Annotated in this window: 17 protein-coding genes, 1 tRNA gene and 1 pseudogene; 7 read left to right on the top strand and 12 right to left on the bottom strand. The window is 66.4% G+C overall.

What is annotated here, in order from left to right; translation table 11 throughout:
- The 5 genes and pseudogenes from L286_RS0124060 to L286_RS25820 all read right to left on the bottom strand — a co-directional run.
- Positions 1 to 246, bottom strand: a pseudogene (locus tag L286_RS0124060) (metalloendopeptidase); the annotation flags it as partial.
- Between the two features lie 269 nt (positions 247 to 515).
- Complete coding sequence (locus L286_RS25835) at positions 516 to 938, bottom strand: 23S rRNA (pseudouridine(1915)-N(3))-methyltransferase RlmH (protein ID WP_007686702.1); 423 nt, start codon at positions 936 to 938, stop codon at positions 516 to 518.
- A 146-nt stretch (positions 939 to 1,084) separates the two neighbouring features.
- Entirely contained in the window at positions 1,085 to 1,474 is a 390-nt protein-coding gene (gene rsfS, locus L286_RS25830; protein ID WP_007686701.1) for a ribosome silencing factor, read from the bottom strand.
- A 12-nt stretch (positions 1,475 to 1,486) separates the two neighbouring features.
- On the bottom strand, positions 1,487 to 2,119 hold the full coding sequence (locus L286_RS25825) for a nicotinate-nucleotide adenylyltransferase (RefSeq protein ID WP_274518502.1): 633 nt from the start codon (positions 2,117 to 2,119) through the stop codon (positions 1,487 to 1,489).
- A 96-nt stretch (positions 2,120 to 2,215) separates the two neighbouring features.
- On the bottom strand, positions 2,216 to 2,905 hold the full coding sequence (locus tag L286_RS25820) for a carboxymuconolactone decarboxylase family protein (protein WP_020819048.1): 690 nt from the start codon (positions 2,903 to 2,905) through the stop codon (positions 2,216 to 2,218).
- 168 nt (positions 2,906 to 3,073) lie between these two features.
- Here L286_RS25820 and L286_RS25815 point away from each other — a divergent pair, with 168 nt between their 5' ends.
- The 7 genes from L286_RS25815 (at position 3,074) to L286_RS25785 (ending at position 9,980) form a co-directional block, all read left to right on the top strand.
- On the top strand, positions 3,074 to 3,961 hold the full coding sequence (locus L286_RS25815; protein ID WP_020819049.1) for an SDR family NAD(P)-dependent oxidoreductase: 888 nt from the start codon (positions 3,074 to 3,076) through the stop codon (positions 3,959 to 3,961).
- A complete protein-coding gene (locus tag L286_RS25810; protein ID WP_020819050.1) occupies positions 3,958 to 4,710 on the top strand; it encodes an SDR family NAD(P)-dependent oxidoreductase in 753 nt (250 codons plus the stop codon). Before L286_RS25815 ends, L286_RS25810 begins: the two co-directional genes overlap by 4 nt.
- On the top strand, positions 4,707 to 5,867 hold the full coding sequence (locus L286_RS25805) for an acyl-CoA dehydrogenase family protein (protein ID WP_025160665.1): 1,161 nt from the start codon (positions 4,707 to 4,709) through the stop codon (positions 5,865 to 5,867). Before L286_RS25810 ends, L286_RS25805 begins: the two co-directional genes overlap by 4 nt.
- A complete protein-coding gene (locus tag L286_RS25800; RefSeq protein ID WP_025160666.1) occupies positions 5,864 to 7,303 on the top strand; it encodes a DUF1254 domain-containing protein in 1,440 nt (479 codons plus the stop codon). The genes L286_RS25805 and L286_RS25800 overlap by 4 nt, the downstream gene beginning before the upstream one ends.
- Positions 7,300 to 8,370, top strand: a complete 1,071-nt coding sequence (locus L286_RS25795; protein ID WP_007682910.1) for a phosphotransferase — start codon at positions 7,300 to 7,302, stop codon at positions 8,368 to 8,370. The genes L286_RS25800 and L286_RS25795 overlap by 4 nt, the downstream gene beginning before the upstream one ends.
- Entirely contained in the window at positions 8,367 to 9,149 is a 783-nt protein-coding gene (locus L286_RS25790) for an enoyl-CoA hydratase/isomerase family protein (RefSeq protein WP_025160667.1), read from the top strand. Before L286_RS25795 ends, L286_RS25790 begins: the two co-directional genes overlap by 4 nt.
- A 75-nt stretch (positions 9,150 to 9,224) precedes the next feature.
- Positions 9,225 to 9,980 carry a DUF2889 domain-containing protein gene (locus L286_RS25785; protein ID WP_238559275.1) on the top strand — a complete coding sequence of 252 codons (756 nt, stop codon included), beginning with the start codon at positions 9,225 to 9,227 and terminating at the stop codon, positions 9,978 to 9,980.
- A 35-nt stretch (positions 9,981 to 10,015) separates the two neighbouring features.
- Here the strand turns inward: L286_RS25785 and L286_RS25780 are convergent.
- The 7 genes from L286_RS25780 to L286_RS25755 all read right to left on the bottom strand — a co-directional run.
- Positions 10,016 to 10,091, bottom strand: a tRNA-Phe gene (locus L286_RS25780).
- A 51-nt stretch (positions 10,092 to 10,142) separates the two neighbouring features.
- Positions 10,143 to 10,337, bottom strand: a complete 195-nt coding sequence (locus L286_RS47565) for a DNA gyrase inhibitor YacG (protein ID WP_007685215.1) — start codon at positions 10,335 to 10,337, stop codon at positions 10,143 to 10,145.
- Entirely contained in the window at positions 10,327 to 11,316 is a 990-nt protein-coding gene (locus L286_RS25775; protein ID WP_020819055.1) for a ribonuclease, read from the bottom strand. Before L286_RS25775 ends, L286_RS47565 begins: the two co-directional genes overlap by 11 nt.
- Positions 11,317 to 11,322: 6 nt before the next feature.
- Positions 11,323 to 11,895, bottom strand: a complete 573-nt coding sequence (locus tag L286_RS25770; protein ID WP_025160668.1) for a Maf family protein — start codon at positions 11,893 to 11,895, stop codon at positions 11,323 to 11,325.
- 12 nt (positions 11,896 to 11,907) lie between these two features.
- Positions 11,908 to 12,126: a translation initiation factor IF-1 gene (gene infA / locus L286_RS25765; protein ID WP_003049127.1), complete on the bottom strand. Its 219-nt coding sequence runs from the start codon at positions 12,124 to 12,126 to the stop codon at positions 11,908 to 11,910.
- Between the two features lie 59 nt (positions 12,127 to 12,185).
- Positions 12,186 to 13,475 carry an adenosylmethionine--8-amino-7-oxononanoate transaminase gene (locus L286_RS25760; protein WP_020819056.1) on the bottom strand — a complete coding sequence of 430 codons (1,290 nt, stop codon included), beginning with the start codon at positions 13,473 to 13,475 and terminating at the stop codon, positions 12,186 to 12,188.
- 248 nt (positions 13,476 to 13,723) lie between these two features.
- The coding region (locus tag L286_RS25755) for a DUF4168 domain-containing protein (protein WP_021222924.1) at positions 13,724 to 14,052 on the bottom strand (329 nt) is incomplete at its 5' end.

Raw genomic sequence — 14,052 nt, 5'->3', positions numbered from 1 at the left:
GGCGCGGCGGCGGGCCTGGTCGGCTTCGCTGCGGGCGGCGGCGGCCTGCCGCTCCAGCCGTTCGGAACGCGACCGCGCTTCCTCCGACTGGCGGCGCGCGGCCTTCAGGGCGGCCTGTTCCTCATTGAGGCTGGTGCCGCCGGCGCCTGTCAGGATCACCGCCTGCCCATCGACGGCGGGCAGGCGCGATCCGGCCAGCGCCGCCGCGCCGGCAAGACATGCCGCGATGATCGCCGTCCGTCTCAACCCAAACCCCCCGCCGGCTTGGGACGCCGGCTATGCCTGACTAGGCGCAAACCCCGGCTCCTGTCGAGCGATGTCGGACCAGGGTGTGTGGGATTGAATTCAGGGCGCGGCGAAAATAGTGGAATTCGAGAACCTCGAAAGGAGGCAGGTGACTCGTTTCGACGCAGCCTAGTTCAGTAGGTGAGCACCGGAAGCGCAGAAAGCCGCTATTTGCAGCCCGCCATGGGCTGAATCCCCCACACGCCCTGGAGAAGCATGGGGGCGGACATTCACCCCTCGCGATGATAGGGGTGCCCGGCCAGGATGGAGCAAGCCCGCCACAATTGCTCGGCCAGCATGGCGCGGGCCATCATATGGGGCCATGTCATCGCGCCGAAGGCGATCAGCAGGTCGGCATTGTCCCGCTCCGCATCGTCGAAGCCGTCGGCAGCGCCGATCAGGAAGCGGCATTCGCGCTTGCCGGAATCGCGCCAGCCCTCGATGCGGCGGGCGAAGTCGATGGAGCTGAGCTGCCGGCCCTTTTCATCCAGCATGACGGTGACGGTGCCCGGCGGGGCCGGCGGCAGCTTGCCGCCCCGATCGGGCAGTTCGGTGATCCTGAACGGCATGGTCAGCCGCCTGGCATAACGGTCGACCAGTTCCGCCTCTGGCGAGCGCCCGATCTTTCCGCGCGCGATGATGTGGAGGAGCATGGTCTGCCCCCTTAGAGCATCGTGCAGAAAAGCGGGAACAGGTTTTCTGCTTGAAACGATGCGACAACGGAAACTTGGACCGCGCGGCCTGCGTCCGATTTAGCGCAGCGCGCTCCAACAGCTCAGGCCGCTTGTCGAAGGGCCGGTCAGGCGGTTCCCGCGACCGGCGCGTCGACGAAGCCCCACATCCGTTCCAGATTGTAGAAGCTGCGCACCTCCGGCCGGAACAGGTGGACGATCACGTCCCCGGCGTCGATCAGCACCCAATCGGCCACGGGCAGGCCCTCGACGCGGGCGGAACGCCCGGTCGCCTGCTTGATCCGCTCGGCCAGCTTCTGCGCCATCGACGCCACCTGACGGGACGAACGCCCGCTGGCGATCACCATGTGATCGGCGATGCTGCTCTTGCCTTCGAGGGGGATGGAGATGGTTTCCTGCGCCTGGTCGTCGTCAAGCGACTTCAAGACAAGGTCGTGCAGGGCGGCAACGCTGTCGGCATTATGAGCCGTGTCGTTGGCGGGATGCGGTCTGGTCAAAGATGCTCCATTCTAGACAATCAACCGGCGCGTGAGCGGGTCGCGCACGCGTGTGTGTTCATATTCGCGATGCCAGAGGGGGTCTGCCTGCCGCAGCAGGGTCGCCGATCTTGGATCAGGGCGAAAGCGCAGAAGCACAAGCGCCGGCGGTCTCCAATCCGTCCATGCTGCACTCTGGCGTGCGGGCCGGACGAAGCGCCGCAGCCAGCTCATGGCCGGTGAGCCACGGGCGGCCTCATCATAGCCGGGCCGGGCGATCACGGCAATGGGCATAATCCGGGCTATACCGCGCCAGTCCCTCCACTGGCCGAATTGGGCAAGATTGTCCGCCCCCATTAGCCAGATGAAGCGATGCCGCGGATAGCGGCGTCGCAAGGCTTTCACCGTGTCGATGGTATATCGCGTGCGAAGCTGCGCCTCGATCGCCGTCGGCCGGATGAGGTTGCGCCGCGCGACTTTTCGGGCGCGGGCAAGGCGGGCGGGCAGGGGCGCCATGCCGGCCCTGGGCTTGAGCGGATTGCCCGGCGAGACCAGCCACCAGACTTCATCCAGCGCCAGCGCGTCGGCCGCGAACCGGGAAATGTCCCGATGCCCGTCATGCGCCGGATTGAAGGAGCCGCCAAGAAGGCCGATGCGTTTCATGATTCGCCCATGCCATCGGGCGGGGCCGGGAGCAAATGTCCTGCCGATGGATCATGATGCTTAGGTACCTATAGACCAAGCGACAGATAGGCTCCCGCCTCACGCATCCATCGCGGTCGCGCCGACGACCCAGGCGGACAGGCCGGCGGTCGGCACGGCGCAGATCACCGCTTCGGCCACCGCTTCCTCGCTGGCGCCGGCGGTGCGCGCGCCCTTCATATGGACGGACGCCCATGAACTATAGTCGGCCACAAGGACGGTGACGAGCAGCAGTTCCGCATAGACAGGCCCCAGCGCCGTCCCCGACAAAGTCCCCTCGCGCATGAGATAATAGGCGTCGGCGCCCAGAGGCTTGACCTCGAACAGCTTGCCCAGCGAAGGCGGCATGGCGCCGAAATATTGAAGGAAATTGGCCTGCGCGGCGCCATCTTCCACGATCATGTCGTCGTCGGGCCAGTCGGGATCGGTGGCTTCGGGGTAGATCTCCCGAAAAAGATCATGGAAGCGCAGCGACGCCCCCTCGCCGCGCACGCTCGCGAGGATTGCGATCGCCGCTCCCGCCTCCGCCTCGGTGAGACCGGCCGCCCGCGCTTCGGCCAGTTCCCGCGTTGCGAGTTCCCGATAGCCCTTCATCGTGGCGGCGCAGGCGACGAACAATCGCTTCACCCTGGCAGGAACGGCGCCGTCGGTATCGATGATCGCGCGCCAGCGGCGAAATCCCGCGACGGTCTTCGGGGCGTCGCGGCGCAGGCGGCCAAGACTGGCGAGCGGGGGCAGAAGATCAGTCATCGTCTCTCCGTCAGTGCACGGACCGTCCGGTCGGTTGAACATGGCTATGCCGCTTCGGGATCGCGGTCAACTGCCGATAAGGAGTTGACGTCCGACCGGACGGTCGATTACATCGCACCCTTATAGGAGGCCGCCCCAATTCGGCCGATGCGAGAGGAGCAGGCCCCGATGAGGGACTTCAAGGGCAGGACGGCAGTCATTACGGGGGCCGGCAGCGGCATTGGCGCGGCGCTTGCCCATCTGGCGGCGCGAGAGGGGATGAACCTGGTCCTCGCCGACATCAATCTGGCCGACCTTGAAGCGGTGGCCGCAACCATCGACAGTCCGGCAATCGCGCTCCAAAGGACCGACGTGGCCGATCCGGAGGCGGTGCAGGCCCTGGCCGACCTTGCATGGTCGCGCTTTGGGGAGGTGTCCCTGCTGTGCAACAATGCCGGCGTCGTCCCCGGCGGCCGCCATCGGCTGGTCTGGGAATATGCGCTGGAGGACTGGCGCTGGGCCTTCGGCGTCAACATGGACGGCGTGGTGAACGGCATCCGCAGCTTCGTGCCCAGGATGCTTGCCGAGGGGCGGCCGGGGCATATTCTCAACACGGCGTCCGTGGCCGGCTTCGTGAGCGGCGAAGGCTCCGCCGTTTATGGCGCGTCCAAGCATGCCGTCGTCCGCATCACCGAAGCCCTCTATGCCGGTCTTCGCGAGCAGAACGCCCCGATCGGCGTCACGATGCTGTGTCCCGGCCTGGTCGCAACCCGCATTTACGAGGCCGAACGATCCCGCCCTGCCCATCTGCGGTCCAGCGACGGGCGGCCAGCCGAAGCCGCGGAGTTCCAGTCGATTTCGGACAATCTGTTCCAGAACGCCCCCTCGCCGGAGGAAGTGGCCGCGCAGGCGTTCGACGGCATCCGGAATGACCAGTTCTACGTCTTCACCTCGACCCGGTATGACCAGGTGATCGCGCAACGGACGCACGCCATCCTTGCCCGGGAAAATCCGGTCTTCGACAGCCTGATTTCGCTCAGCAAGGGCAAGGCTGACGCAGGGGAGGAAAGGTCGTGAGCAGGCTTCAGGGGCGGATCGCGCTCGTCACCGGCGCTGCTTCGGGCATCGGGCTCGCCACCGCTCGGCGCTTCGCGGCGGAGGGCGCGACACTCATTCTGTCCGATCGCAACGGGGATGCCCTGTCGGATGCGGCCAAGTCCCTGCCGGGCGACCGCCATGAGGTCGTGGTCATGGACGTCACCGACGAGCAGGCATGGATCGCGCTGGCCGATCGCGTGAAAACGCGGTTCGGCACGCTCGACGTCCTCGTCAACAATGCCGGGTTCGGCAAGTTCGCGTCGATTGCGGACACGACGCTGGCGCAATGGCGGTCGATCATCGCCGTCAATCTCGACAGTGTTTTCTTAGGCACCAAATATATGATGCCGCTGCTCGCCGCCTCCGGCCGGGGGGCGATCGTCAACATGTCCTCCATTCGGGGCATCGTGGCTGGCGCGGGCACCGGCTCCTACAGCGCGGCGAAGGGGGGCGTCCGGATGTTCACCAAGGCGACTGCTATCGAATGCGCGGCGGCCGGCAACGGCGTGCGGGCGAACTCCATTCACCCCGGTCACATCGCGACGCCGCTGACCGCGCCTGCCCATGCCGATGCGGAAATCGCCAGAACCCTGCTGGCGGACGTCCCGCTCGGCCGGATCGGGCAGGCGGAGGAGATCGCCGACGGCATCCTTTTCCTGGCCAGCGACGAATCCCGCTACATGACGGGCGCCGAACTCGTGATCGACGGCGGGAGCACCGCGCAATGACCGAGCGAGCAACCGCCATCGCCTCAAGGGTGGAAGCCTTCGTCCGGAACCTGGTCATTCCCTGTGAAAAGGATGATCGCCTCGGCTTTCATGGCCCGGAAGACGCGCTCGTCGGGGAACTGCGCGCAAAAGCACGCGAGGCAGGCGTGCTGACCCCGCATATCCTGCCTGACGGATCGCATCTGACGCAGCGGGAAACAGCCATCGTCCTCATCAAGTCGGGCCTGTCGCCGCTCGGCCCCCTCGCCTGCAACACCGCCGCGCCTGACGAGGGCAATATGTATCTGCTCGGCAAGGTCGGCAGCGCCAGGCAGAAGGCCCGGTTTCTCGATCCGCTGGTGAGGGGCGAGGCGCGCTCCGCCTTCTTCATGACCGAGCCTGCCGAAACCGGCGGCGCGGGGTCCGATCCGTCGATGATGCAGACGACCTGCCGCCTCGACGGCGACCATTGGGTCATCAACGGCCGCAAGAAGTTCATCACCGGGGCGGAAGGCGCGCGCGTGGGCATCGTCATGGCCCGATCGGACGAGGGCGCCTGCATGTTCCTCGTCGACCTGCCCAACCCGGCGATCCGGACGGTGCGCGTGATCGACACGATCGACAGTTCGATGCCCGGCGGGCACGCGGAAGTCGACATCGTCGATCTGCGCGTGCCGGCGGACCAGATGCTGGGCGCGAGCGGAGAAGGCTTTTCCTATGCGCAGATACGCCTCAGCCCTGCCCGCCTGTCCCACTGCATGCGCTGGCTCGGCCTCGCGACGCGCGCGCAGGAAATCGCCACCGACTATGCCTGTCGCCGCCACGCCTTCGGCAAGCCGCTGGTCGACCATGAAGGCGTCGGCTTCATGCTGGCGGACAATCTGATCGACCTGAAGCAGGCTGAACGCATGATCGACTGGTGCGCGGGCGTTCTCGACACAGGTTCGCTCGGCACGGCGGAAAGCTCCATGGCGAAGGTCGCGGTGTCGGATGCGCTGTTCCGCGTCGCCGACCGCTGCGTCCAGGTGATGGGCGGGACGGGCGTGTCCGGCGACACTATCGTCGAGCAGGCGTTCCGGGAAATCCGCGCCTTCCGCATCTATGACGGTCCGACCGAAGTCCATAAATGGAGCCTGGCCAAGAAGATCAAGCGCGACTGGAAGGCGGCGCAGGGATGAGCGCTGGACGATGGATGCCGACCATGCGGCCGATGCTGGTTCTCCTGCCGTTCCTTGCCTCGACCGCTGGACATGCCCAGCCAGCGAACTTCGCCTCGCCGGAGGCACCCATTTCGCAGGCCGGATATGGCGAAGACCTGCTGCCCAGGGACGAGAAGGATCGCGCCACCCTGCTCCGGACCGTCGCCTTCGACGCGACCGTCTATGGCATGGCTGCCTATCTGCACTATGAGCAGCTCTATCGGCAGGTGTTCGATCGAAGTTCCAGCAACTACACGGGGTTCAACCGCTTCGCGCATGAGAGGAACCTCGCAGGGCCGGACTATGCCACGTTCAAGGTGCCCAATACGGACACGCTCTACTCCACGGCCTGGATCGACCTGAGCAGGGGCCCGGTCGAAATCGACATCCCGGCCACGCAGCTCAAATATTTCACGCTCAATATCTTCGACATCTTCGGCAATCCCAGCAACCTCAGCAATCGCACGATAGGCGTCAAGGGCGGCCGCTTCCTGCTGGTGCCGCGCAACTGGCGCGGGATTGCGCCCGCCGGGGTCACGGTCTATCCGGCCGCCACGACCCAGCTTTGGATCCTGATGCGCGCCTTCGCCCAGTACGACGCCGAAGTCCGGACCGCGCGCGCTTTTCAGGATGCGGTCCGGATCATCGTTCCGGAAGGCGAAGGGCCGGCGGATTCTCATGGCGGCGCATCGCCACCACCACCCGCCCCTGGCGCTGTCGGCTATTTCCGGGCGCTCGACCATGTGCTTCGGGCCAATGGTTGGCAGCCGGGCGAGGAGGCGCTTGTGTCGCGATTTCGACCGCTCGGCATAGGGGGCGACCGCCCGTTCAACCCTGACAGGCTGGCCCCGGCCACGCGAGCCGCCATCGAAAGCGGTTACGCGGAGGCGATGGCCCTGCTCACACGCGCCAAGTCGCAATTGGGCGAACCCACCGGCACGGGCTGGATGAAGGTCAACAAGGGCATCTACGGTTTCAATTATCTGCGCCGGTCCGTCATCAACATGGCAGGCCTTGGCGCGAATGTGCGGGAGGAAAATGCCTCCTACACCACCTTCGCGGACGGCAATGGATCGGCGCTGGACGGCGCGTCGTCGCGCTACATGCTCCGGCTGCAAACGCCCCCGCCCGTCAACAGCTTCTGGTCCGTCACCCTCTACGACGCAAAGACCTTCGCCCTCCATCCCAATCCGCTGCGTCGCTATCTGGTGAGCGACCGGACAAAGGGCCTGAAGGTGCGGAAGGACGGCTCCATCGAAATCCGCATCCAGCATGCCGCATCATCCGATGGAAACTGGCTTCCCGCACCGGCAGGCCCATTTTTCGTCGTGATCCGCGCCTATGGGCCAAAGCCCGACATGCTGAACGGCCAATGGCTGCCCCCGCCCATTTCGAGGGAAGGCGACGCCCGATGAATGCCCTGGTCGAAGACAATAGCGGAACCGCCGCCGTTCGCCCCGGCTATGAGCTGGATCTGGGAGCGCTGGACGCCTGGATGCGCGCCCATGTCTCCGACTATGCCGGGCCGCTCACGATCGAGCAGTTCAAGGGCGGGCAGTCCAATCCGACGTACAAGCTGCTCACGCCCGGCAAGACCTATGTCCTGCGCAAGCAACCGCCCGGCCCCTTGCTCAAGGGTGCCCATGCGCTTGACCGGGAGGCAAGGGTGCTCGCCGCCCTCTCGCGGGCAGGCTTTCCGGTCGCCGCCGTCCATGGCCTGTGCACCGATCCCGCGGTCATCGGCACGATCTTCTACGTCATGGACATGGTGGAAGGCCGCATCTTCTGGGATGCAGCGCTTCCCGGCGTGTCTCCCCCGGAAAGAGCCGCGCTGTTCGATGCGATGAACGCGACGATCGCCGATCTCCACAGCATCGATCATGTGGCCGCCGGCCTTGCGGACTATGGCCGGCCCGGCAACTATTTCGAACGGCAGATAGCGCGCTGGTCCCGCCAATATCTTGAGGACGCGCAGGCGGGCCGCGATCCCTATATGGACCGGCTGGTGGAATGGCTCCCCGCCCACATCCCGCCGGGCGAGGAAACGAGCATCGTCCATGGCGATTTCCGCATCGACAATCTGATCTTCCACCCGACGCAGCCTCGCGTGCTGGCCGTGCTCGACTGGGAGCTTTCGACCCTGGGGCATCCGGGCGCGGACTTCGCCTATCATGCGATGATGTATCGCATGCCGCCGCACATCGTCGCTGGCCTCGGCGGGAGCGACCCCGCTGCGCTCGGCATAGCCGATGAAGAGGCCTATCTCGCCGCCTATTGCCGGCGCAGGGGTCTGGCGGACATGCCGGGTTACGACTTCTACGTGGCCTTCAACTTCTTTCGGCTCGCGGCCATCTTCCACGGCATCAAGGGCCGGGTCATCCGTGGCAACGCCTCCTCCGCGCAGGCGCGCGAGCGGGTTGCGGTACTGCCGGAACTCATGCGCCTGGCGTGGCGGCAGGCGGAGAAGGCCGGCGCCCGATGAACGGTCCGGCCATCACTCTCGACATTGATGACGGCATCGCATGGCTGACGCTGGCACGCCCCGAAAAGCGCAACTCCGTCGATCCTGAATTCGCATTCCGCCTTCATGAACTGGCGGAGCGATGCGCGGCGGAGCGGGACATACGCTGCGTCGTCCTCACCGGAAGCGGCAAATATTTCTGCGTCGGCGGCGACATCGACGCCTTCTCCGCCGCCGGGGAGGACGCCGAAGCGGCGGTCGGCGCCCTTGCGCTCAGTTTCCACGCCGGCGTCCATCGGCTCGCCACGATGGAAAAGCCTCTGGTCACGGCGATCAATGGTCCTGCCGCCGGTGCGGGGCTTAGCCTTGCAATATTGGGGGACATTGCGCTGGCGGCTGCCTCCGCGCATTTCACCTCGGCCTATAGCGCCGTCGGACTGACGCCGGATGGCGGCGCATCATGGTGGCTGCCGCGCCTGGTCGGGATGCGGCGGGCGCAGGAAATGCTGTTCGCCAATCGACGAATCGGGGCGGAGGAAGCGGCCGCCATCGGCCTTGTGACGCGCATGGTCCCCGACGACGCGCTTCTTGCCGAGGCGTCGGCCATTGCGTCGACGCTCGCAAAGGGGCCGATCCGCGCACTCGCCAGATGCCGCGCTTTGCTGATGGAATCGGCAACCGCCGACCTTGCCGCCCAGTTGGATCGCGAGGCCGCCTCGATTGCCAAGTCCGCCGGTGCGCCCGAAGGACGGGAAGGAGTCGCCGCCTTCCTGGCGAAGCGACCGCCGCGTTTCGCATAGGCGCGCATTGATGGACAAGGCGCTCGACAAGCCGCATGAATCTTGCACCTGCGCCGGCAGGTCCGCGCCCTTGCCATGAGACCCGGGCAGCTCAACTTTCCACTCAATCCCGATTACGGGACCGGCTCCACCATTCGTCGCGTGTCGCTGCGCGCGCGGCCCAATCGGGTCGACAGCCATCTCCTCGACAATTTCCATGAAATGCGCTGTTCCATCCTGCATGACGCCTCGATCGTGACCGCCATTGCGGGCCAAGGCATCCGCCTTCCCACCACGGCATGCCCCGGCGCGATCGCCCAGCTTCAGTCCCTGGTCGGGCTGCCGATCGGCACGCCAAGGCGCGACTTCTACACCGGGGGGAACGCGCGCCGTCATTGCACCCATCTTCTGGACCTGGCGGTCATGGCGATCGGCCATGCTCAAGGACCGTCGAGGGAGATAGTCTATGAAGCAGAAGTCCCGGATGAGGTCGAATTGCCTGTCCCCATCACGATCCGGCGAAACGGCCGGCTGGTCTGTCGCTGGCTGGTCCGACAGGGTGCGATTCTCGATCCGGTGGAGCTTCGGGGAAGACCGCTGGGAGCAGGCTTCGCCGCATGGGCCAGCCGCGCCTTTGAGCAGGATCGATTTGAAGCCGCCACCATCCTGGCGCGGACTTGGCTCATAGCCATCGGTCGGCGCTACCGCCCCTCACAAGTTGCAGGTCGACCTGCTCGCGACAACCCGGAGATGCTCGGGCGATGTTATGCATATAGCGCCGGGCAGGTGGAAACCGCGGCCATGACTGGAGAGGAGGAGGTTCATTTGCACCACCGCCAGCGTGAAGCGTAAGCGCTTTCACCAGCTTATGGCACAAGGATGGCAGATGGTGCCCGGGGACGGAGTCGAACCGCCGACACTGCGATTTTCAGTCGCATGCTCTACCAACTGAGCTACCCGGGCACGAGCGCCGGCGAGGACCACCGGGCGCTTGGTGAGGCGTGCCTATAGGCATCAGGCCGGGGTGCTGTCTACCCCATCGTCGCCACTTTTTTTCATCTCGTCCGAAGCGGGCGCGCCGGGGACGCGATAACCCTCGCCCAGCCATTGCAGCAGGTCGCGGTCGCGGCAGGCCTTTCCGCAGAAAGGGCGGGTTTCGCGGGCCGAGGGCTGGCCGCAGACGGGGCAGGAGGTGGCTTTAGGAGACATGGCCCGCCGATATGGTCAGCGCTGCGTCCGCCTTCAACCCGATAGCGCCGCCGCGGCGGCGGGCCAGGGTTTCGATCCAGCCGGTCGCCTTGTGCAGGCGGTCGATGATCGCGGGGGCGGCGGCGATCGTCGCGGGGCCGCCATTGCCGTGGCGTTCGGCGCGGCGCAGCAGGGCGAGCGCCGCCGTCTCGACCGGGTCGGCACGGAGCAGCTCCATCAGGTTCATGCGTTCCCGGCGGCGGATGATCTGGACAAAGCCGAAGCCGTTGACCGCCGTGCGTTCGAAGGGGAGCGGCAGATATTTGTCGATCTGGGCGGAGGCGACGGCGCGCTCGTCCTTGTTGTTCATCGTCGGCAGGTCGATGCCGATCGATCCCGTCAGCCCCAGGCGGCGGATCGCCTGCGCGGCCAGCTTCGCACCCTTGGGACCGAGCTTGGCGGGCGGGAGCGAGCCGTCGACGTCGATCAGGATCATCGCGGGCGTGGGAAAGATGCGCAGCGCGGCTTCTTCCGTGCCGATCTCGCCGGAGATCGCCTCTTCCATCAATTCGCTCCAGCCATGGGCTTCGAACCGGTCTTCCTCATGCGCCGGACAGGGGATGACGGGCAGGCCGGTGGCGCGCAGGCGCTGGAGCAGACTGGGGGCGGGATGCGCCTTCGAGCCGGGCTGGGCGATGCGGGCCTTGGCGAGCTTGGCGCAGCCTTCCTCCGGGATCGCCTCGCGCAGGATTTCGAGCAGGACGGTCGCGCCCTCCGCGATTTTCGGCGGGATGGGTTCGACCAGCACTTCCTCGCCGGAGATGAGGCGGGCGATGCCGCGCTTCCTGGGGATGACGGTGCGGATCAGCTTGGCCTGGACAACCGCGCCCGTGCGGGCGGCGTCGCTTGTCCGTTCGATCTGCGCTTCGACCAGTCGGCCCTTTTCGATCAGCGCGGCGCGGGCTTCGCCAATGCCTTCTTCATAGAGCCATTCGGCCATGTTCGGTCAATCCAACGGATAGCCCGCTGCCCTCAGCAGCGCGCGGGTTTCGTAGAGGGGCAGGCCCATGATCGCGCTGTGGCTGCCCTGGATGGCGCGGATGAGTCCCGCGGCGCGGCCCTGGATCGCATAGCCGCCTGCCTTGCCCTGCCATTCCTGCGACGCGAGATAGGCGTCGATTTCGGCACGATCCAGGCGTTTGAAGGTCACGATATTGGTCGAGAGGCGGTGGCGCGCCTTGCCCTCCGCGTCGATCAGGGTGATCGCGCTCAGCACGCGGTGGCGGCGGCCGGAGAGGAGCTGGAGGCATTGGCGCGCTTCGGCCTCGCTCTCCGTCTTGGGCAGGATGCGGCGGCCTGCGGCGACCACCGTGTCGCCGGAAAGGACCAGCGCGCCGGGATGGCGAGCCGCGACCAACGCGCCCTTTTCGGCGGCGACGCGGGCGGCGTAGGCGGCGGGAAGTTCACCCTTCAGGGGCGTTTCGTCGAGGTCGGCCGGGTCCACCGCGTCCGGAGACGCGCCGATCTGACCCAGAAGTTCACACCGTCTGGGAGAAGCAGAAGCTAGGATGAGCCGCATGCGTGAGGCGGCTTATTTGAAGCGGTAGGTGATCCGACCCTTGGTCAGGTCGTAGGGGGTGAGTTCGACCAGCACTTCGTCGCCCACCAGCACGCGGATGCGGTTCTTGCGCATCTTGCCGGCAGTGTGGCCGAGGATCTCGTGATCATTTTCAAGCCGCACGCGGAACATGGCGTTGGGGAGAAGCTCCACAACCTGTCCGCGCATTTCAAGCAGTTCTTCTTTTGCCATAATATCCTGGGAAACCGAAAAATCGCGCCGCCATAGCGCCAAAATGCCGAAAAAGAAAGTCAGGCTGACGCGCCGAATGCATCGCCGGCTTTTTGGAGCACCGCGAAGACGCGATCCAGTTGATCCGCGTCGAGGCAATAGGGCGGCATCAGATAGATGGTGTTGCCGAGCGGGCGCAGCAAGAGGCCCTGTTGTTCGGCGAAGGCGCGCAGGCGCGGGGCGAGGTCGGAGAGGTAACCGGCGTCGGGCGCGATCAGGTCTATCGCGGCGATGACGCCCAGTTGGCGGGGATTGGCGAAGGCGGGATGCTCAGCCAGTTTTGCGAGTCGCTGCGCCATGCCCTGGCCGAGAGCGGCGATGCGGCCCAGCACATCCTCCTCCCGCCAGATGGCGAGGTTGGCGGCGGCGGCGGCGCAGGCGATGGCGTTCGCGGTGTAGCTGCTCGAATGGTAGAAGAGGCGGGCGCGGTCGGTGGATCTGTGCGCCTCGAAGATGCGCGGGCTGGCCAGCGTCGCGGCGAGCGGGATCGCGCCGCCGGTGATGCCCTTCGCCACCGCCATGATGTCCGGGACGATGCCTGCCTGTTCGCAGGCGAAGAGCGTGCCGGTGCGGCCCCAGCCGGTCATCACCTCGTCCGCGATGAAGAGGACGTCGTGGCGGGCGCAGATCGCCGCCATCTCCCGCAGGACATGCGCCGGATAGACCAGCATCCCCCCCGCCCCCAGGATCAGCGGTTCGACGATGAAGGCGGCGGGCTTTTGCGCGCAGGCGGCCTCCAGCGCGTCGAGGGTCGCCTGCTCCTGGCCCGCATGGGGGAAGGGGATCGTGCTGACGTCGAACAGCAGGGGCGACCAGGCGGCGTTATAGACGCCGCGTTCGCCCACCGACATGGCCCCGATGGTGTCGCCATGATAGCTGTGCTGGAGGACGAGGATGCGGTGGCGCGGTTCGGACAGGCCGTCCAGCGCCCGATTATGCCAATAGCCGAGCGCCATTTTCAGTGCGACCTCGACCGCCGTGGAGCCGCTGTCGGAGAAGAAGACATGGGCGAGCGGGTCTCGGTTCGCGGCGCGGGGGGCGATGTCGACCAGCCCCTGCGCCACCTCTTCGGCAGGGCCGTGGGTGTAGCCCGCGAAGATGAGCTGGTCGAGCTTGCCCGCCTGATCGGCGATGGCCGCCGCGATCCGGGGATGGCAATGGCCGTGGGTCGTCACCCACCAACTGGCGATGCAGTCGATGAGCGTGCCGCCGCCCGCCAGATGCAGCAAGGCCCCCTCCGCCCGTTCGACATGGGGGATCGGCTCGTTCAGGCCGTGCTGGAAGAAAGGGTGCCAGACAGGGGAGGTCATGGCCGTTGCCTAGAGGGATTTGCCCTCTGATGGAACATCTGACGGGAATTTGCCGGGATCGGCGAGGGTATTTGGGATTCGGCTTGGGGATGCGGACTATACAATTCCTCCCCATCGGGAGATGGGGAGGGGGACCGCGCGAAGCGTGGTGGAGGGGAATGGGGCACGACCTGCGTATTTCCCCTCCACCACCGCCTTCGGCGGCGGTCCCCCTCCCCACGCTTCGCGTAGGGAGGAATTTGTCGCGTTTATTGGGCGGGTGGGGTGGCCGGAGCAGCCGGAGCAGCGCCCGCGGCCGGGGCTGCAGGAGCGGCCGAGGTTGGCGCGGCCGCCTGGATCTTCTGCTGGAGCGCCGGGTCAGCCGCGGCGGCCTGGCCGATCTGGTTGAACTTTTCCGGCGGGATGCCCGACGCCTGGAGCGCCGCCAGCATCTTGGGCTGCTTGTCGGCGGCGGCGATGCTGCTGTCCTGCTGGATCTTCGTCACCTCCACGGCGGCGGCGGCGAACTGCTTGATTTCAGCGTCGGTGAAATTGCTGGCGCCGGCGGCCGGGGCAGCGGGCGCGGCCGGGGCAGCGG

Source organism: Sphingobium sp. HDIP04 (genome assembly GCF_000445085.1).
GTDB lineage: Bacteria > Pseudomonadota > Alphaproteobacteria > Sphingomonadales > Sphingomonadaceae > Sphingobium > Sphingobium indicum.
This window is presented reverse-complemented; position numbering and strand designations above follow the sequence as displayed.